This is a genomic window from Dysgonomonas termitidis, assembly GCF_042654545.1.
GTDB lineage: Bacteria > Bacteroidota > Bacteroidia > Bacteroidales > Dysgonomonadaceae > Dysgonomonas > Dysgonomonas termitidis.
In genome coordinates, this window is record NZ_JBHSGN010000076.1 from 64,463 (window position 1) to 82,321 (window position 17,859).

The 17,859-nt window shown below is 40.9% G+C and carries 18 protein-coding genes and 1 pseudogene; 9 read left to right on the forward strand and 10 right to left on the reverse strand.

Annotated features, from left to right (window positions below; all coding sequences use genetic code 11):
* Positions 1–22: 22 nt before the first annotated feature.
* Both ACFO6W_RS12280 and ACFO6W_RS12285 read right to left on the reverse strand, forming a co-directional pair.
* Positions 23–664: a hypothetical protein gene (locus ACFO6W_RS12280; RefSeq protein WP_379996812.1), complete on the reverse strand. Its 642-nt coding sequence runs from the start codon at positions 662–664 to the stop codon at positions 23–25.
* Positions 645–1,448, reverse strand: a complete 804-nt coding sequence (locus ACFO6W_RS12285; RefSeq protein WP_379996814.1) for a metallophosphoesterase family protein — start codon at positions 1,446–1,448, stop codon at positions 645–647. The genes ACFO6W_RS12280 and ACFO6W_RS12285 overlap by 20 nt, the downstream gene beginning before the upstream one ends.
* 274 nt (positions 1,449–1,722) lie before the next feature.
* Here ACFO6W_RS12285 and ACFO6W_RS12290 point away from each other — a divergent pair, with 274 nt between their 5' ends.
* The 7 genes from ACFO6W_RS12290 to ACFO6W_RS12320 all read left to right on the forward strand — a co-directional run bounded on the left by ACFO6W_RS12290 (position 1,723) and on the right by ACFO6W_RS12320 (position 6,355).
* Positions 1,723–2,004 (forward strand): hypothetical protein, encoded by a 282-nt coding sequence (locus ACFO6W_RS12290; RefSeq protein WP_379996816.1) that lies wholly within the window; start codon positions 1,723–1,725, stop codon positions 2,002–2,004.
* Positions 2,005–2,125: 121 nt separating this feature from the next.
* Complete coding sequence (gene miaB / locus ACFO6W_RS12295; protein WP_379996818.1) at positions 2,126–3,496, forward strand: tRNA (N6-isopentenyl adenosine(37)-C2)-methylthiotransferase MiaB; 1,371 nt, start codon at positions 2,126–2,128, stop codon at positions 3,494–3,496.
* A gap of 231 nt (positions 3,497–3,727) precedes the next feature.
* Positions 3,728–3,931 (forward strand): YtxH domain-containing protein, encoded by a 204-nt coding sequence (locus ACFO6W_RS12300; RefSeq protein ID WP_379996820.1) that lies wholly within the window; start codon positions 3,728–3,730, stop codon positions 3,929–3,931.
* Positions 3,921–4,301: a phage holin family protein gene (locus ACFO6W_RS12305; RefSeq protein ID WP_379996822.1), complete on the forward strand. Its 381-nt coding sequence runs from the start codon at positions 3,921–3,923 to the stop codon at positions 4,299–4,301. Before ACFO6W_RS12300 ends, ACFO6W_RS12305 begins: the two co-directional genes overlap by 11 nt.
* On the forward strand, positions 4,291–4,671 hold the full coding sequence (locus ACFO6W_RS12310) for a hypothetical protein (RefSeq protein WP_379996824.1): 381 nt from the start codon (positions 4,291–4,293) through the stop codon (positions 4,669–4,671). Before ACFO6W_RS12305 ends, ACFO6W_RS12310 begins: the two co-directional genes overlap by 11 nt.
* Positions 4,672–4,781: 110 nt before the next feature.
* Positions 4,782–5,759, forward strand: coding sequence for an aminodeoxychorismate synthase component I (locus tag ACFO6W_RS12315; protein WP_379996826.1), 978 nt, complete (start codon positions 4,782–4,784; stop codon positions 5,757–5,759).
* Entirely contained in the window at positions 5,756–6,355 is a 600-nt protein-coding gene (locus tag ACFO6W_RS12320; protein WP_379996828.1) for an aminotransferase class IV, read from the forward strand. The genes ACFO6W_RS12315 and ACFO6W_RS12320 overlap by 4 nt, the downstream gene beginning before the upstream one ends.
* Before the next feature lie 3 nt (positions 6,356–6,358).
* Here ACFO6W_RS12320 and ACFO6W_RS12325 read toward each other — a convergent pair whose 3' ends face one another.
* The 4 genes and pseudogenes from ACFO6W_RS12325 to ACFO6W_RS12340 form a co-directional block, all read right to left on the reverse strand.
* Complete coding sequence (locus tag ACFO6W_RS12325; RefSeq protein WP_291108800.1) at positions 6,359–6,634, reverse strand: DUF4884 domain-containing protein; 276 nt, start codon at positions 6,632–6,634, stop codon at positions 6,359–6,361.
* A gap of 36 nt (positions 6,635–6,670) precedes the next feature.
* Positions 6,671–7,816 (reverse strand): annotated as a pseudogene (locus tag ACFO6W_RS12330) (THUMP domain-containing class I SAM-dependent RNA methyltransferase); the annotation flags it as partial.
* Positions 7,817–7,852: 36 nt separating this feature from the next.
* Positions 7,853–9,403, reverse strand: coding sequence for a glycoside hydrolase family 10-like protein (locus ACFO6W_RS12335; protein ID WP_379996831.1), 1,551 nt, complete (start codon positions 9,401–9,403; stop codon positions 7,853–7,855).
* A 22-nt stretch (positions 9,404–9,425) separates the two neighbouring features.
* Positions 9,426–10,343, reverse strand: coding sequence for an endonuclease/exonuclease/phosphatase family protein (locus ACFO6W_RS12340; protein WP_379996833.1), 918 nt, complete (start codon positions 10,341–10,343; stop codon positions 9,426–9,428).
* Positions 10,344–12,015: 1,672 nt separating this feature from the next.
* Between ACFO6W_RS12340 and ACFO6W_RS12345 the strand changes: the two genes are divergently transcribed.
* Positions 12,016–13,260, forward strand: a complete 1,245-nt coding sequence (locus tag ACFO6W_RS12345) for a metallophosphoesterase family protein (protein WP_379996835.1) — start codon at positions 12,016–12,018, stop codon at positions 13,258–13,260.
* Between the two features lie 28 nt (positions 13,261–13,288).
* Positions 13,289–13,888 (forward strand): ribonuclease HII, encoded by a 600-nt coding sequence (locus ACFO6W_RS12350; protein WP_379996837.1) that lies wholly within the window; start codon positions 13,289–13,291, stop codon positions 13,886–13,888.
* Here the strand turns inward: ACFO6W_RS12350 and ACFO6W_RS12355 are convergent.
* From ACFO6W_RS12355 to ACFO6W_RS12370, 4 genes are all read right to left on the reverse strand, one after another.
* Positions 13,885–14,457 carry a hypothetical protein gene (locus ACFO6W_RS12355; RefSeq protein WP_379996839.1) on the reverse strand — a complete coding sequence of 191 codons (573 nt, stop codon included), beginning with the start codon at positions 14,455–14,457 and terminating at the stop codon, positions 13,885–13,887. The genes ACFO6W_RS12350 and ACFO6W_RS12355 overlap by 4 nt on opposite strands.
* A gap of 76 nt (positions 14,458–14,533) precedes the next feature.
* Positions 14,534–15,682, reverse strand: coding sequence for a hypothetical protein (locus ACFO6W_RS12360; protein ID WP_379996841.1), 1,149 nt, complete (start codon positions 15,680–15,682; stop codon positions 14,534–14,536).
* A gap of 11 nt (positions 15,683–15,693) precedes the next feature.
* Positions 15,694–16,677 carry a D-alanine--D-alanine ligase gene (locus ACFO6W_RS12365; protein ID WP_379996843.1) on the reverse strand — a complete coding sequence of 328 codons (984 nt, stop codon included), beginning with the start codon at positions 16,675–16,677 and terminating at the stop codon, positions 15,694–15,696.
* A gap of 113 nt (positions 16,678–16,790) precedes the next feature.
* A complete protein-coding gene (locus tag ACFO6W_RS12370) occupies positions 16,791–17,858 on the reverse strand; it encodes an RluA family pseudouridine synthase (protein WP_379996845.1) in 1,068 nt (355 codons plus the stop codon).
* Position 17,859 lies beyond the last annotated feature (1 nt).

Here is a 17,859-nt window from a genome sequence, read left to right on the forward strand (position 1 = left end):
TGAGACAGCCTCTTCTTTTATATCAGAACATCAGCATTTTCAATCCGAATGATAATCTTAGATATTCCTTTGGTCCCAGGTAACTGTTCGTGAAAGCACTGGCGATATACAGGTCATTGCTGCTTATTTCATAGAACAAAGTGAGGGACTTGGCAAAGAAGCGTTTGTCCGGCGGAATGTTATACGTGATCCGTTGACCCAGATAGATGTTGAAGCGCATCTTTGTAGAGAACGAATAATAACTGTTCGGGTATTTGTCCGGCTCATTTACCCAGAAATCCCCGTCGAAGATCGTATTTACATACAGTCCGGTAGCCAGGGGATCTATCGAGAAATGTTTATTCAGTTCCTTCTTCCAGGGAATAAAGTTCTGCTTCAGGGTAAACGTTATCTTAGAACGCTTGGTCGAATATTTTGGCAGATATCCGAAGAATATATCCGTTTCCCACTGATTGTTTTTTCCGTAATCCCATCCCAGGCCTAATGATATCAGCCCCATTCCGCCGGCATACTGCACTTTGGTATAATTGGGAATAAGGTTCTCCCATTGCGATTTATATTTCTCAATACGCCTGTCGTAATCGTTCTGGGCAGAAAGAGAATGGGTGATAAGCATTGCAACAAGGCACAGATATAGTGTATTCTTAAAATTCAATAACTTCATAATCGTATGTATCGTCAGGCTTTATAGTCAGCAGTAAATATTTGCGTTTGTCCACACTTGGTGTACCATAGTACATCACTCCATCGTTGAACAGGTCGTCTACCTGCGCCCAGTGATCATGTGCATTCAGACAAAACTGCAATTTCCGGAATTCCTTTATATATCGTTGAAAAACATTGGCTACATTATTATTGAACTGTTCCGAATAAGGGCGTACATGCATTGCAAATATTGTCTTTTCATATTCTTCCCTTTCGTCTTTATATTCCTGTTCTATGAACTGAAAATCGGGAACAGGATGCGAGTAGTCGAATTCAAGGGCATTTGTATTCAGACAGATAAATTTAGTGTTGCCTGCCAGAAATGAAAAGTTCACCTCACCGAATACTTCATGGAAGACATCTATGCCGTTTGCGAGACAGTCATGGTTTCCCAGAAGTACCACATAAGGCACTTTCAGCTTATTCATAATATCCCTTTGCCACAGAAACTCTTTAGTGAGGCCAAAGTCAGAAATATCTCCGCCGTGAATAACGAAATCGACATCGTTCCGTTTATTTATAGCTTTCACAAAATCCTCGGCTTCGTCGTAGGCGCGTTGCGTATCCCCGGTCATTACAAAACGGATCGTCTCCTTTCCCTTACAGAACTCTTCTATACGTGCAATATTTTTTGCATTAATTCCCGTTTCTCCTTTTATACGCCCGTCATAGGGGTGGTACTCTATCATTTCACATGCGGTGAAAGTAAGAAGGGTAAATAAGAGGATATATATTTTCTTCATAAAAACTTAATAATAGTAAAGCAGGTGCAAGGTTACGGGGAATAATAGATTTTAGTATCCGGTAAGCAGAAAATATACTGCGGCGGGCTGTTTTTTACATTTATTTTAACTAAATGTGCGGTTATGTTAACATATTAGGCGGCTAAAATCTCTTTTCCTGGCGGGTGTATGATAAATAAAGAAATTCAGGCGTTATTCATATTTTTTATAACGGATTATGGGAACGAAGTATTATCGGATTATAATTCCTATCTTTATTCTAAAATAATACAACATGAAATTTAAAGAAGAACAAAAAAACAAATCGGTATTAACGACCAGTTATGTACTGACTAACGGTTCGCCCGTTACCTTCGTTTTATATGATGAAGACGGAGACTGGCAGCTCTTCGGTGAAGAGGATGTGACTGATGATGAAGACGCCTATCTCGTTTCTGTAGACGAAATGCTGGAGATGGAGCCTGCCCTCCGCAAATTGCCTGATTTACAACCGGGACAAGCCGCTGTCCGAGAGAAAGACAGCGCCCGCTGGTTTATCGTAGAAGAGGAGAAGTAGATATTTAACATAGCTTGCACGGAATACCGCATCAGTATTCCGTTTTTTTTGTACTTTTGCCAGACTGAAACGATTTGAGATAAATCATTTTTATTTTATTATTTATTAAAATTATATTTCTATGAACAACGAAAAAGGACTGGACTTTAAATCCATGACTGAAGCCGGAGAGAAAAAACTGTTCATCGAAACCTATGGCTGCCAGATGAATGTGGCGGACAGCGAGGTTGTTGCATCTGTAATGCAGATGGATGGTTATACTATGACGGACAAGCTGGAAGATGCTGATGCCGTGTTTGTAAACACATGTTCGATTCGCGATAATGCCGAGCAACGGGTTATTCAGCGCCTCGATTTTTTCAATGCCCTTAAGAGAAAGAAGAAGCCCAATATGATCATCGGGGTTCTCGGATGTATGGCAGAGCGGGTGAAAGAAGAACTGCACGACAAGCATCATGTAGACGTGGTGGTCGGTCCCGATGCTTATCTCGACCTGCCTAATCTGGTGGGTGCCGCCGAAAGTGGCGAAAAAGCAATCAATGTCGTTTTATCAAAAACCGAAACATATAAGGATGTGATACCTTTGCGTATCGGAGGAAATCATATTTCGGGCTTTATATCCATTATGCGCGGATGTGATAAGGTTTGTTCGTACTGCATTGTGCCTTATACCAGAGGACGTGAGCGTAGCCGTTTGCCTCAAAGTATATTGAACGAAGTTGCCGACTTACGCGACAAAGGCTTTAAGGAAGTAACTTTGCTGGGGCAGAATGTAAATTCGTACCGCTATGAGAATGAAGATGGTACGGTGGTAGACTTCTCCCGTTTACTCGAAATTGTAGCTCTTGAAGCCCCAAAAATGCGCATCCGCTTTACCACTTCATACCCAACGGATATGACCGATGAAACGCTGGAAGTGATAGCGAAGTATGATAATCTTTGCAAATTTATCCACCTGCCTGTACAGTCGGGAAGCAGCCGTATGCTGAATGTGATGAAACGTAAGTATGACAGAGAGTGGTACCTGAACCGTATAGAGGCTATCAAACGGATTATTCCGGGATGCGGGCTCTCTACGGATATAATGTGCGGATTCCATTCCGAAACAGAAGAAGACCAGCAGGAGACTTTGTCACTGATGCGTGAAGTCTGCTTCGATTCGGCCTTTATGTTTAAATACTCGGAGCGTCCGGGAACATTTGCTGCCAGAAAGTTAGAAGATGATGTGCCCGAAGATGTTAAAATAAAGCGTTTGCAGGAAATTATAGAATTACAGAACGAATGTTCCCTTGAAAGTAATAAAAGAGATGTCGGCAAAGAGTTTGAGGTATTGGTCGAAGGATTCTCCAAACGTTCGAGGGAACAACTGTTTGGACGTACTTCTCAAAATAAAGTGGTTATCTTTGATAAAGGCAGCCATCGCATCGGAGATTTTGTAACTGTCAGAATTACAGGGAATACTTCGGCTACATTATTTGGCGAGGCCATATAAGTTATAAATAGGGCTAATAATGCATTTTAATTTCTAACTTATTTTCGTTGTTTCACTTACCAATATGCTAAATAGCTCTGTAACTCTGAAATATATACATAGTTTAGTTATTTTTATTAAAGATTTTTCCTGCTTTTTCAAAAAGTAACTATATTAGTTGTCCGTTTTGGAAAACATAGAAAGGAAATATTTGTTATAGAAAAAAGGATTAATTTAAAAACTTAAAGAATTATGAATAAAACTGGCTCTAATTTATTATTTTTAGCCATAGGTGCGGCATTAGGTGCTGCGGTGGGCTATGTTGCAGCTTCTGATAAGAAAGAAGAATGGTTAAAAGACATAAACAGCCTTGTAGATAAGGTAAAAGGCAATGTAAGACATGCAGCAGGCAGAGGCCGGGAAAAAATAGATGAGTTGAGGAGCGATGTTGAATGATAAAGAAACAGACAAAAGCTTAAATACTCTGGTTGAAGAAATCAAATTAGAACTATTAAGCTATATCAATAAAAGAATCCGGCTGTTCAAGCTGGATGCTTTTGAGAAGTTGAGTCTCTCTGCTTCTGCGGTAGGATATGGCTTAATAGTTCTGTCTATTATCGCTGTACTTATGTTCTTCCTGCTGATCGGGCTGGCATTTTTTATAGGTGAACTCCTGAATAGTCTGGCGGCCGGATTCGGTATTATGGCCCTGTTTTCTTTGTTTGTTCTGTTGGTAGTTTTTCTGTTCAGGAGAAAGATAAAAGAATCTATACTGAATAGTACTATAAACTTTTTCAGAGGAATGGAGGATAATGATGAGAAATAAATTAACACCATTAGAAGAACTCCGTCAGGAAAAAGCAATAGCGAGGCGTGAGTGCGCCGAGAGTGAAGAACGTCTGGGTGAACACTGGACGTATCTTTCCGATAATGCGGGTCCACTCCTTTTTCATAGCGCCGTGAATACGGTACTTCGTCAATTCGGGTTCGGCCCCAAAGAGAAGTCCAAATCTAAAGATACGGATTCGGATGGAGTAGCACACAGTGGCCTATTGGGAACCCTGATGGCTTATTATCCTGTTGTGTGGGAAATAGTGCAACCAATGCTGTTACGTTTTGTCATCAGAAAGATAAAGTCTATTTTCTCGGGTAAAAAAAGGAAAAAACGAAGAGGCTGCGACGATGACGACGATTGATCCAACCGAAAAAGAAATAGCAGGAAACAAGGGAGTGGCGAAGAGCCGTTTTCTTGTTTTTTGTTCTTGGATAATTCATATTAATCTTATCTTCCCGGCGTATAAGTAAAATGCTTACAAAAAGAGTTGAAGATATACAGCACAAGATGAATGTGCACGGCAACGCGAAACGGCCATTTCTCTTTGCTGTTAACTTTGAACTGACTGAAGGCTTTTTTTTAGAAAATCCTTTTGAGCAGGCAGAGATATTATTCGATATAAGAGGGCAGGGTAATTCTCCCGTAAAAAAACAGATTGAAAACGACATTCAATTTAGCCCGCAACCTCTTACCTATGATACCTATAAAGCGAAATTCGATATTGTTCACCAAGGTCTATTGAGAGGTTACTCCTATCTTACTAACCTGACAATAAAGACTCCCATATCCACCAATTTATCATTTCCTGATATTTTCGCATATAGTAATGCTCCCTATAAACTGTTATTGCCCGGTCGTTTCGTCTGCTTTTCTCCGGAACGGTTTGTGAAAATATCGGATAAAATTATATCTACCAACCCGATGAAAGGGACGATAGATGCCTCTGTTCCCGACGCCGCGCGGATAATCCTGAACGACTATAAAGAGACGGCAGAGCACAATACGATCGTGGACCTGTTGCGTAACGACCTTAGTATTGTAGCCGATAATGTGCAAGTCAGCAGATTCAGGTATATAGACCGGATAAAGACCAACAGAACCGATATTTTGCAGGTGAGTTCCGAAATCACAGGATGGTTACAGGGTGATTGTGTTGATAATCTGGGAGATATCATTTTCGGAATGCTTCCGGCCGGGTCTATATCAGGCGCACCAAAACCGGCAACCTTGGATATTATCAGAGAGGCTGAGAACGAGTCCCGTGGATACTATACCGGAATATTCGGCTATTATGACGGAAAAGAACTCGATACGGCAGTAATGATACGTTTCATAGAAGAGGAAGATGGCCGGTACTATTTCCGGAGCGGTGGAGGTATAACAGCCTATAGCAATTGTGAGAGCGAATACAAAGAAGTATTAAGTAAAATCTATTTACCGATAATATGAGACAACCTGTTTTTACCGAAGCATTAAAAATACTGGACGGTAAGTTCTGTAACCTGCCTTTTCATCAGGAACGTATTTTTCGTACGTCAAAGACCTTTTTTGCGAAGCCGACTTTGGTTGACTTATCAGAAGGCGATATTCCACTCGGATACAGGAATGGAATAGTAAAATGCCGTATAATATATTCCAGTCATATGATAGGTGTTGAATATCAACACTACAAGTTCAGAACAATCCGGAAACTTAAATTGGTATTTGATGATACCATCGACTATTCCTTTAAATATGCGGACAGGCACGATATAGATAATCTTCTCTCCCAAAAAGACGATTGTGATGATATCTTAATAGTAAAGAGTGGCTGCATAACCGATACATCATTCAGTAATGTCGTATTCAGAAATGATTCGGGCTTATACACTCCCGCTTCTTATCTGCTGGCGGGGACCAAGCGCAGGTTATTGCTTGAACAGGGCATAATACAAGAGAAAGAGATCAAAGCAGAGGACATGAAAGAATATTCAAGGCTATACATAATCAATACGATGATAGACCTTGAAGATGATGTAAGTCTCGATACTTCTGACCTGATATAGAGCCTATTTCAATAAGTTACTTTTTACAATAGTCTCCACTCTGGTTTTAGTCGAATCAGTCGAAATAGCAGTAACATCTCCCGTGCAGTTAGTGAAGTACACATAGTTGCCCCGATCATAAAAACGGTATACTTTACAACCTTCATGTTCGAAAAGGTACTCTACCTTATAAGTCTGATTATTATCGGAGGCTCTGCTGGCAACAGGCCGCTGTGAATAACACGAAGATAAATTTATGATCGCTATGCCGGTCAAAAATAAGGTAAAGAGTGTTTTCATATCTGTATTCTTTATTTTGTTAGACTTCTGTTCCTACTCATCGTCTTTTCTCTTCGAATCGTACTTCTTTCCTGCAAATATATCATATCTGCGGAACTCACATTGCAATGAACCATTAACAAGCTGTATTTTCTTAGATGGTTTCAGCCCTATTTTATCAAAGCATTCCTTCTTATAGCTGAGTACCCATGCCGAATAACCCATAAATACATGCTTGAAGCGTTCGCCTATCATTTCATATAATCCGCTCAGGTCTTCCGGTTTTATACGCTCTCCATACGGCGGGTTCGTAATCAATATCCCTTTTTCGGCAGGAGCCTGTATGTATTTCTCAAATGGCTTCACCTCAAGATCGATGCGGCGCTCCAGTCCTGCGCTTTTGATATTCTGTGCAGCTATATCGATAGCTTCCGGAGAGATGTCCGAACCATATATCCTGTGATTAAATTCGCGCTCTCCGCTATCGTCGTTGTATATGGTCTCAAAAAGGCCTGCATTGAAATTCTTCCATTTTTCGAAAGCGAAATTCTGCCGGTATATACCCGGAGGTACATTCATGGCTATCATAGCGGCTTCGATAAGCAGTGTCCCGGAACCGCACATCGGGTCCACAAAATCGGATTCACCCCGCCATCCTGTTTTAAGTATCATCCCCGCTGCCAGCACTTCATTCAAAGGTGCTTCTGTCTGGGCTACACGGTATCCTCTTTTGTGCAATGATTCGCCCGAACTGTCGAAAGATAAGGTGCATTTGTCGTGTGCAACGTGAAAATTGATAAGCAGGTCGGGATTCTTTGTATCCACGGACGGACGTTTGCCTGTTTTTTGCATAAAGTAGTCGGCAATGGCATCCTTTACACGATAGGCGACAAATTTAGAATGGGTGAAATAGTCGGAAAAAGTGATGGCGTCAATGGCAAAGGTACTGTCTTCTGTCAGGTGTTCGTACCAGTTCATCGCCTTTACCCTCTTGTATATTTCATCTGTATTTTTAGCCTTAAATTCAAATACTGGACGAAGTATGCGCAGGGCTGTCCGGCAGTGTATATTTGCTTTATAGAGCATTGCCAGGTCGCCATCGAAGGAAACCATGCGTTTACCTATCTCCAGATTGTTTGCACCTAGTCCGGTAAGCTCTTCCGCCAGAACATCCTCAAGGCCGGCCATCGTTTTGGCTATCATTGTAAACTCTTTCTTTATCATCGTTTGCTTATCGGCTTATAGTTTTATCTTTTTCGACTTACCTTTCGATTCGTTGTGGAAGGCATCTACTGCGGTAACTACATATTTGTATTCCTTTTTTCCTCCTTCGTAAGGCAATACAAGGCTGTTATCCCGTGTTATGGCGACAATATACTGAGGGTTGTCCAGATTCTCTTTTTCTCCTTTCGCAAAACGGTAAACCACATAGTATTGCGCTGTTTCGGGATCGTATTTGTCCGAATTACTTTTCCAGCTCAATGTATGAGAGGTCGCTGTATAGGATTCCTCCACCTTGTTTACCTTTTTGGGGCTTTTGTTGTGCATATGCTTATATGCCGGGATAAGGGCAGGGTATTTGTGGTAATTATTTTTCAATTGGGTAGCGATACCCTTATAATTATCCAACAACTCATAAGCGGGCCAGAAGCAGTTGCCATGTACAGTTGTGAAACTACGTGAAAGCACCATCTTTTCATTCAGCTGGTTATCTCCCGAAGGCTGTGTATTAGCATCCATTGTACGTTTTACATCCTGACCGATATAAAGGTGCTGATCGTAATTATTGAATGCCCACCATTTAATAAGGGTTTTATAATCGGCTGTCTTGTGGCCTATTTCCCAATATACCTGGGGCATATTATAATCTATCCAGCCATTTTTTACCCATAGCTTTACATCAGCATACAGGTCATCGTAATTTTGCAGGCCATTAGTATCGCTACCCGAACCGTCGGGCGTGCTTTTCTTATTGCGGTAAATACCAAACGGGCTGATTCCGAATCTTACCCATGGTTTTGAAGTCATCAGGGTATTTTTTATGTCCTGTATCAGCAAATTCACATTGTTGCGTCGCCAGTCGGCCAGTTGATTCTGGGAGAATCCCTGTTGTTTTGCATATGTATTAAAGCTGTTGTCATCAGGGAATCCTTCTCCGGCAATAGGGTAAGGATAGAAGTAATCATCCATATGTATGGCGTCCACTTCGTAGCGCATTACAATATCCTTTACCACATCGCAGATAAATTTGCGGTTGGCGGGGATGCCCGGGTCAAAATAGACTTTACCGCCGTATTTTACAAACCTCTCAGGGTATTTATAATATATATGGCTTTTTGCGAACATATCGTTTTCGCTGGCCGATACGCGGTAAGGATTGAGCCATGCATGCAGTTCCATATTGCGTTTGTGGCATTCTTCGACAAGGAATGCCAGAGGGTCGAATCCTCCTTCGGGAGCTACACCTTGCGTTCCGGTAAGGAAAGCGCTCCAGGGTTCCAGTTCCGACTTATAGAATGCATCAGCATAAGGACGTGCCTGGAAAATAACGGCGTTGATCCCCTCGGCATGAAGTTCATCCAGCGTTTTTATAAAATATGTTTTCAGCTGTGATACTGTCATTGTCCTGTATCTTGTTTGCCAGGCCGTACTTAGCCATGCGCCTCTAAATTCCCTTTTGGGATGGGCTATGTCAGTAAATGAGACACGTTGTTGCCGGGTTTTACAGGAGGACAATACAGATAGGACAGCAACTATCAGGAACAGATGGAGTACCTTATTTTTATTCATGGAGTCTGTTTAAAATATGTATTTATTTTTTATAGCGTAAATAAACTTTCACCGGATAATGGTCTGATGGCAAACGGGTTTCGGCTTCCATAGAAAATACTTCTTTCGGAAAATCACCGACATGCAGCTCTTTACTGTTTTCTACCGGAACACGGTACGTATCGGTAAGTACGCCATAGCGGTCAACCACAAATTTGCCGGTTACGAATATATGGTCGATACGGCTGTTAGTCATCAGGTTGGGTTTGAACGCGTTGAATGTGCCATTGAGCGCATAGCGAACTCCGGCTTTCTCATACGAATCGAACAGGATGTCCGAATTAGCCAATAGCTTATAACTTTCGTGGGTCTGATCCACATTGAAATCGCCTGTCAGTATTACTGCATCTTTGCCGCACATTTCCTCTATCTTTTTCAGTACCAGCCGGGCGCTGTGCCTGCGGGCTTCTACGCCTACATGGTCCATATGCAGATTGAAGAACCATATTTTTTTCTTCTTTTTCCTATCTTTAAATTGGGCCCAAGTACAGATACGTGGCAGGGCGGCGTCCCAGCCTTTATTCGGAAAGTCTGTTTGTTCGGACATCCAGAAATGCCCTGATTTCAACAGCTCAAACCTGTCCTTTTTATAAAATATGGGAGCATATTCCCCGGCGGTCTTCCCGTCATCACGGCCTACTCCCACATATCCGTACTGAGGCAATTCGCGTTGTAGATCTTCCAACTGATTGTGAAGCACTTCCTGTGTGCCCAGAATATCAAAGTCGTTGAATAAAATCAGTTTTGTAATTACAGGATAACGGCGTTGCCATCCGTTTCCTTTCTCTGCATCGCCCTGATTATTGTAACGGATATTGTAACTGCCCACTACTAAATCCTGCGAACAGATAAAACCCACACATAAAAAAATGAAAACCGATAAGGAAATAATTTTTTTCATAAGGAAAATTATATCGAAGTAATAATATTGAAGCTGTCTGGACTTTTCAAAAAAGTTTCTTTTAATCTGTTTTTATTCTCTTCGTCATGTTGAACGGTAGTGAAACATCTCATAAAACAAGATCCTTCGTACCTCAGAAACAACGTTCGGCAGAGCGAAGCGGAGCCAATGACAAAATAATACAAAAATAAAAAGTCCGGACGACTTTATTTAATAAGTAATTACAAAAGTAGGAATAATAACTAAGATGTCTTTTATATTCTGTAAAAGATAATGACGGATAGCATGTTTATTGGCAAATGAATGCTGTCTCACCTCCATAGGCCGGTGCACTTCAACAAATATTTCTACCCTTTATTTTCAAAATCTTCAAAAAAAACACAAAATTGCCTATGTATATTTACTCCGGCCATTAACAATAAAATAAAACAGGCTCATCTTTCCGGCGTATGACAACACCAGGTATAAGTAATAATTCTATAATATTTTCTGTCATTTTTTATCCTGAAAATTTGGTGCTTAGCCTTATTCTGTTAGGGAGAAAAAAGAAAGAAACATATACACCAGCCTCCTACTGTGCGCACCCGCGCGTAGCTTACGAAATGAATTTCCAAAATGCACAAATATCCTGCCGTGACCGGTATCCCGCTGTTATGTCCGTCCGGCAGGCTATTCCAATCTTCATGCAGACTTTCTTTTGGCTGTGCAGCTTATCTATGGCTGTACAGCCTTTTTATTTACAAATGACAATTTGAATAATCGAACTAAAGAAACCGGACCGACTAAAAGTTACGATTGTTTTAATGTTGCTGGTCGTCATCTGCGGCACTGCTTACGATTCAGGCGACGATGGGTATGGTATTAGAGCCTGTGAAAGGTGCTTTGCTTGACCTTCGATGGGATTGACACTTCCAATCATTGCAGGCAGAGCGTTTACTTTAAATCCGTAATCATTCATCCACACGATACAATTGTGCGGTAGCGGATGTAAGGAGCCGGCTCTTGCTTAAAAGAAAAAGGTTTCGTATGTTATCGATAACATGAGATTCATTATTTTATTGCTGTAGCCTCTGTGGTCGTGACGATCCGCAGTTTTTTCGCATATCCTGTGAAATATTTTACCGGAACTTTATCTATATATTGGCTGATAGCTGGAGCTCTTTGAAAGAATGAAATGGCGCCCTAAATTGGCTCCGCCGAACGTTGTTTCCCCTCGGGGGACTTACAATGAGGGTAAAAAGTAATAAGTAATAAGTAAAAAAGTGTAACCTTTGTTACCTTTTAACAGTTGCAAGTTTGCCTCGCCTTCGCTTCGGCGAATGTTATTTCTTCACCCTGCGGGCAGTTACAAGTTACGAGTAGACAAGATACGAGTTGTTAACTGCTGACTGTTTACTGTTCACTGATATCCCTGTTACCTTTGTTACTTTTTAACAAGTAGTAAATTTTAAGTAATAAGTAGTAAGTTGAGAAAGCTACATTACTGTTTACTGCTAACTGATGACTGAAAAAAGTGTTACCTTTTGCGCCTTAGTGTCTCTGCAAGAGATACTGTTAACTGTCAAGTGTATAACCAGGGCAGGAATAAATGTTTTGTATTATTTAAAACTTATTAGAGGTTTGCCCTGTTTAACATAAATACCTTATTTTTGTTATAACTAAAAAAATACAAATGAAACGGATTTTACCCTATATACTTTTTCTCCTTTTCACAACTTCATTATTGGCCGGTAAACCGATAAAGATAGGTGTGATAACAGATACGCATTATCTTTCGGAAAAACTGATGGACGATGGTTATGCCTTGCAGGATTATATACAGGTGAGCGGGAAAAATATTAAAGACGCCCCCGCAGTCCTGGATAAAGTCCTGGATGACTACCTTCACAGCGATATAGAAGTGCTGCTGGTGAGTGGAGATATGACAAAGGACGGGGAAAAACAAAGCCATCTCGATTTTGTAAATAAACTGAAACCATTACAGGATAAAGGTGTAAAAGTATTCGTTATCCCCGGCAACCATGATATAAATATGCCCGGTGCAGTAGAGTTTAAAGGGAATAAGGCTTTACCGGTACCGAACGTTACTCCGGAAGATTTTACTGATATTTACGCTTCATGCGGATACAATAGTGCTTTACTGAGAGATACGGCATCGTTGAGCTATGTGGCTTCTTTGGATGCCAATACATGGCTTGTGGCTATAGATGCGGCAAGATATAAAGAATATAAGACGCGGAGTATTTCGGGCGGAAAGATCTCTGCTGATACCGAAAAGTGGATTGTTGAAGTTTTAGATGAAGCCAGGCTACAAAATGTAAATGTAATAGGTATGATGCACTGGGGACTGACAGAACACATCGTATACCAGTCTATATTTTTCAAAGATTATCTGGTCGATGACTGGAAACGCTTTGCAAATCTTTTTGCAGATAAGGGTATGAAAGCTATTTTTACGGGGCATTTCCATTCGAACGATATTTCGGCTTTCACCTCTGATAAGGGAAATACGATTTATGATATTGAGACAGGGACATTATCCGGCTACCCGTTTTCTTATCGCTTTGTTGAATTGAGCGAAAAAGGTATGGATATAAAAACAAAAAATGTAACTTCGCTACCGGATAACCCGACACTGGCATCCGATGATAAGCAACGTATGCAGCTTTTATCGCATAAACTGACTATCCAAAAGCTGAAAGGGATGGGTTATAACCTGCCGGATGATGTATTAAAACAATTTGCGGACGTATTGTCCCAGGTATTTGTGTTACACCTGTATGGAGATGAAAAACCGGATGAAAAACTGAAACAATCGATGCTCAGATTATCTAAAGTAATGGACTCGCCAATGGATATAGAAGAATTACATGTCGATTTTCCACCCGCGGATAATAATGTCCGGATTACTTTCTGACAGAAGAAACCGAAAAACTTATTGAACTATGCTCCAATTATCATTATATCCAGACCAGATCGAAGCCGGATGCGACGAAGCCGGACGGGGCTGCCTTGCCGGGCCTGTATTTGCTGCCGCGGTGATACTGCCAAAGGATTTTGAATGTGAAGAACTAAACGATTCAAAACAGTTGACAGAAAAAGAGCGGTATAAGCTGCGTCCCCTTATCGAAGAAAGAGCTTTAGCCTGGGCTGTCGGGATCGTTGATCATAAGGAGATAGACAAGATAAATATACTCAACGCGTCTTTCCTTGCTATGCAACGGGCTGTGGCTTCATTGAAGATCAGGCCGCAACATTTACTGATCGACGGCAACAGGTTCAGGAAGTATGAGGATGTGCCCCATACCTGTGTGGTAAAAGGAGATGGAAAGCTATTGCCTATCGCGGCGGCATCTGTTCTGGCCAAGACATACAGGGATGATTATATGGCGGAATTACATGGGGAGTATCCTTTGTATGACTGGGATCATAATAAAGGTTATCCTACGAAGAAACACCGGAATGCTATAAAGGAATATGGGGTGACTCCCTATCACCGGCTTACGTTTAACCTTACGGAAAAGCAGCTGAAACTGGATTTTTAATAACCAAATTTTCCTTCGAAGTCTTTTGAGATTTCATTCATGAAATAAAGTGTACTCTTGCGTGTATTTACTCTGAATTCCCGTATATTGTCATTCAGTTCAACAGCGTTGTCGGTAATAAAGTCTTCCGCCCGTATTACACGGGGCAGTAGTTTGTCATTCGCCTGGTTTTCATACAAATAAGATATGTCAGTCACTTCCAGTACGCATTTGTCCTGAAACAGGAATCCGTTTATACGGTACCTCATAACCATTTTTTCGCGGACACCTTTCGAGTTGGCAGGCAGAAGTAGTTCGATCCTCGACTTAGCTATAAATTCATTATTCTTTGTATCGTGGCGTACACTTGAGATAAAAGGATCTTTGCCATAATTAATAATAGCCCACTCTTTCAGTATCTTGTAATTAGCATCTGTAGAAATATTCTTTTTTGAAGGAATCTCTTTTAAAAATGTCACTTTTCCATCGATGACGGGTACGTCCACGAAATCTTCACCCAGCTTTACTACTTGAGAAAAGCACAGGATAGGGAATATAAAACATATAATATAGAATATAAATTTCTTCATAGTTTGAGTCATTTGTGTGTTGCAAATATAGGAATATATTTGAGAACTCAAAATATATGAGAGATGCTATTCCATTTTACGATTGTGTGGCTTCCAGATAATTTTTTAATGTATTAGAATACATTTCCAGCATCTTATCCCACACAAAGTCATAGTCGATATAGTCGAGATCTATTTTACTTATTTGTTTATCCAGGTAAGTTTTAAAATCATCCAACTGCCCGGCTGTGTACTTTTCGTTGAACTTATCCACTTTGTAAAACATGTCATAGGCCATGTAATTACAAGGATATATCTCGTAATTGGAATGTATCTCCTTATCTATGATTTTAGCGGCCAGTTCGGGCTGCAAACGCTTGTCCGGTTCTGTAATCTTGTCCAGTTCGGGGTTGATACAGTTCCCGAAGCGGAATATCACGTTCCCTTTCTGTCCCAGTATGCCGATTTCCATATTCAGAAGATCGTCTCGTTGAGATTTCTTAAAATCAGGATTGTCGCGTTTTTGCTGAAATTCTTTGGCTTTCAGATAATCGCACGGGTCATATTCATATGAAATGGAAAGCGGTATAAGATTCAGTTCTTTCAGGCTTTCAATAAACGGTTTATCTTCGGGATATAACGCCAGCATTTTCAACAGGCTGTCCTGTGTACGGTCATCTGCATTTTTTGCACGGCCTTCGCGCTGGGCAATCCAGACCGATTCATCTTTGGAAGATATTACATGGTGGATATATTCGGATAGGTGTTTAGATGCGGTAAGCCTCTCTTTTATAGAAAGTCCCCGTCTTACTATAAAGCTTTTGTTGAGCCTTACCAACTTGTCTATCCACGGATGGATAAGCAGATTATCGCCAATGGCGATTTCGGTTGTTTTGAATCCTTCCTTATGACGCAGGATGTTCAGTAATCCGGCATCCAGAACAATATCCCTGTGATTGGATAAAAAGAGGTGTTGTACCGATTTGTCGATAGTTTCCCATTTGTCGCCTTTAATACTGGTTGCTACCTTCATACCCAGCATAGTTACAACCGGATATATCATTTCCGACTGAAACTGTTCTTTGGATTTATATCTCAGCATTTCCGCTGAAAATTCATCCCAGTCTATATTCGGTATTATATATTTTACAGCGTGCTGAAACCCCGGATCTACCAGTATATCCTGAATGGCTTGTTCCACCTCATGATCGTATAGAGGTGCTATGTCATCAAATTTATTACTCATGGCATGTAAATTCAATTCGCGTTAAATTCGTTTTCTATAATTTCCGTCAGCACATCAGTAATGTTTAATCCAGCTGCAGCTACCTGCTGAGGAATGAAACTTGTCTGTGTCATGCCGGGAACGGTATTTACTTCCAGTAAGTACGGTATGGTGTCAGAAATAATGAAATCTACTCTGATAATACCTTTAGCTCCTACCATATCATATATTCTGCGAGTTAATCGCTGTATTTCATTTGTCATATTATCCGGTATGCGGGCAGGGGTAATTTCTTCTACCTGGCCCTCATATTTGGCTTCATAGTTAAAAAACTCATTAGGAGTGACTACTTCCGTAATAGGAAAGACCACTTCTTTATCCTTTATTTTATAACAACCGCAGGTGACTTCTTGTCCGCTGATAAAGTTCTCGATAATAACTTCGGGAGTTTCGCCGAATGCGATGTCTATAGCTTTTTGTAGTTGTTCTATCGATTTTACTTTAGTTGTAGCAAAACTCGAACCTCCTGTGTTTGGCTTTACAAACATAGGAAATCCCAGCTTTGCAGCGATGTCATCTATACTGCATCTTGTTTCTTTATTCAAATATAAGGAATCTGCGACTCTTATTCCAAAGTTTTTAAGGAAATTATTGCAGACAAATTTGTTCATGGTCAAAGAAGAGGCCATCATGCCACAGGTGGAATAGGGGATATTGAGCATATCGAAGTAGCCTTGCAAGCGGCCGTCTTCGCCCGGAGTACCGTGTATGATGATGAATGCAAAATCAAATTTTATCTTTTCGCCTTTTTGCGGATGTGTAAAGCTGAAATCGTTTTTATCGACAGGATATATCTCTCCGTCTGCATCGACAGTCCAGCCTTCTCTTACTATTTTAACTTTGTGGATGTTGTATTTTTCTTTATTCAAAAAAGAATAGACGCCGGACATGCTTTTTTCCGATACTACTATTTCGGAAGAATATCCTCCCCATACTATGGCGATGTTTCGTTTCATTGGTCGATTAAACTTGATAGTTAAGGTCAAAGACCTATTTATTACTTTTATATATGAAACAACAACAGATAGTTATGATTAATTATTGTTGTATTAAATTTCTTCGTTCCTTTTTATATTTCCCTGTTGGCTATATATCCCCGCCATTTTTCGAGCAGCTGGCTCATATCATCCGGTATAGGCGCTTCGAACATGAGTTCTTCCCCGGTACGGGGTTGTATGAAACCCAGAGTCTGCGCATGTAGCGCCTGGCGCGGACATATATTGAAGCAATTCTGAACGAACTGCTTATATTTTGCAAAATGAGTTCCTTTCAGTACTTCGTGGCCACCGTATCGTTCATCGTTGAATAATGTATGGCCTATATATTTCATGTGTACACGTATCTGGTGTGTACGTCCCGTTTCCAAACGGCATTGTACCAATGATACATAACCAAGGCGTTCGAGTACCTTATAATGTGTGATGGCCGGTTTACCATGGTCTCCGTCTTTAAAAACAGTCATCAGCATACGGTCTTTCAGATCGCGGCCGATATTGCCTTCTATTCGTCCTTCGTCTTCTTCGATTGCACCCCAGACAAGTGCCACATATTGGCGCTTTGTGGTTTTGTTGAAAAACTGAGCGGATAGATGTGCTTTTGAATAAGCATTCTTGGCTACCACAATCAGCCCCGAAGTGTCTTTATCGATGCGGTGGACAATTCCCAAACGCGGGTCTTTGGCGTCATATTCGGGTGTATCTTTCAGACGGTAGGCTACGGCGTTTACCATAGTACCTTGGTAATTCCCGAATCCGGGATGTACGACAAGTCCCGGCGGTTTATTTATGACCATCAGATCGTCATCTTCATAAACCACATCCAACGGTATATCTTCCGGTATGATTTCCAGTTCGCGTGGCGGACGGTTCATCACGACAGATATAACATCCAGTGGTTTTATCTTATAATTCGATTTTACGGGATTTTCATTGACCAGGATGCAATTTGCTTCGGCTGCCTGCTGTATTCTGTTGCGCGACACTCCGACAATATGCATTGCCAGATATTTATCTACACGTATCATGCCCTGCCCTTTGTCGGCTACAAACCGGTAATGTTCGTACAGGCCTGAATCTTCCTGTCCTTCGGTTAATTCATCTTCCGGAAGGTCTTCTATATTGTCAAAAGAATCGTTCATT

Excerpts from the sequence above, each read along its gene's own strand:
- ACFO6W_RS12280 (WP_379996812.1), bottom strand. The coding sequence starts at position 664 with ATGAAGTTATTGAATTTTAAGAATACACTATATCTGTGCCTTGTTGCA.
- ACFO6W_RS12285 (WP_379996814.1), bottom strand. The coding sequence starts at position 1,448 with ATGAAGAAAATATATATCCTCTTATTTACCCTTCTTACTTTCACCGCA.
- ACFO6W_RS12290 (WP_379996816.1), top strand. The coding sequence starts at position 1,723 with ATGAAATTTAAAGAAGAACAAAAAAACAAATCGGTATTAACGACCAGT.
- miaB (WP_379996818.1), top strand. The coding sequence starts at position 2,126 with ATGAACAACGAAAAAGGACTGGACTTTAAATCCATGACTGAAGCCGGA.
- ACFO6W_RS12300 (WP_379996820.1), top strand. The coding sequence starts at position 3,728 with ATGAATAAAACTGGCTCTAATTTATTATTTTTAGCCATAGGTGCGGCA.
- ACFO6W_RS12305 (WP_379996822.1), top strand. The coding sequence starts at position 3,921 with ATGTTGAATGATAAAGAAACAGACAAAAGCTTAAATACTCTGGTTGAA.
- ACFO6W_RS12310 (WP_379996824.1), top strand. The coding sequence starts at position 4,291 with ATGAGAAATAAATTAACACCATTAGAAGAACTCCGTCAGGAAAAAGCA.
- ACFO6W_RS12315 (WP_379996826.1), top strand. The coding sequence starts at position 4,782 with ATGCTTACAAAAAGAGTTGAAGATATACAGCACAAGATGAATGTGCAC.
- ACFO6W_RS12320 (WP_379996828.1), top strand. The coding sequence starts at position 5,756 with ATGAGACAACCTGTTTTTACCGAAGCATTAAAAATACTGGACGGTAAG.
- ACFO6W_RS12325 (WP_291108800.1), bottom strand. The coding sequence starts at position 6,634 with ATGAAAACACTCTTTACCTTATTTTTGACCGGCATAGCGATCATAAAT.
- ACFO6W_RS12335 (WP_379996831.1), bottom strand. The coding sequence starts at position 9,403 with ATGAATAAAAATAAGGTACTCCATCTGTTCCTGATAGTTGCTGTCCTA.
- ACFO6W_RS12340 (WP_379996833.1), bottom strand. The coding sequence starts at position 10,343 with ATGAAAAAAATTATTTCCTTATCGGTTTTCATTTTTTTATGTGTGGGT.
- ACFO6W_RS12345 (WP_379996835.1), top strand. The coding sequence starts at position 12,016 with ATGAAACGGATTTTACCCTATATACTTTTTCTCCTTTTCACAACTTCA.
- ACFO6W_RS12350 (WP_379996837.1), top strand. The coding sequence starts at position 13,289 with ATGCTCCAATTATCATTATATCCAGACCAGATCGAAGCCGGATGCGAC.
- ACFO6W_RS12355 (WP_379996839.1), bottom strand. The coding sequence starts at position 14,457 with ATGAAGAAATTTATATTCTATATTATATGTTTTATATTCCCTATCCTG.
- ACFO6W_RS12360 (WP_379996841.1), bottom strand. The coding sequence starts at position 15,682 with ATGAGTAATAAATTTGATGACATAGCACCTCTATACGATCATGAGGTG.
- ACFO6W_RS12365 (WP_379996843.1), bottom strand. The coding sequence starts at position 16,677 with ATGAAACGAAACATCGCCATAGTATGGGGAGGATATTCTTCCGAAATA.
- ACFO6W_RS12370 (WP_379996845.1), bottom strand. The coding sequence starts at position 17,858 with ATGAACGATTCTTTTGACAATATAGAAGACCTTCCGGAAGATGAATTA.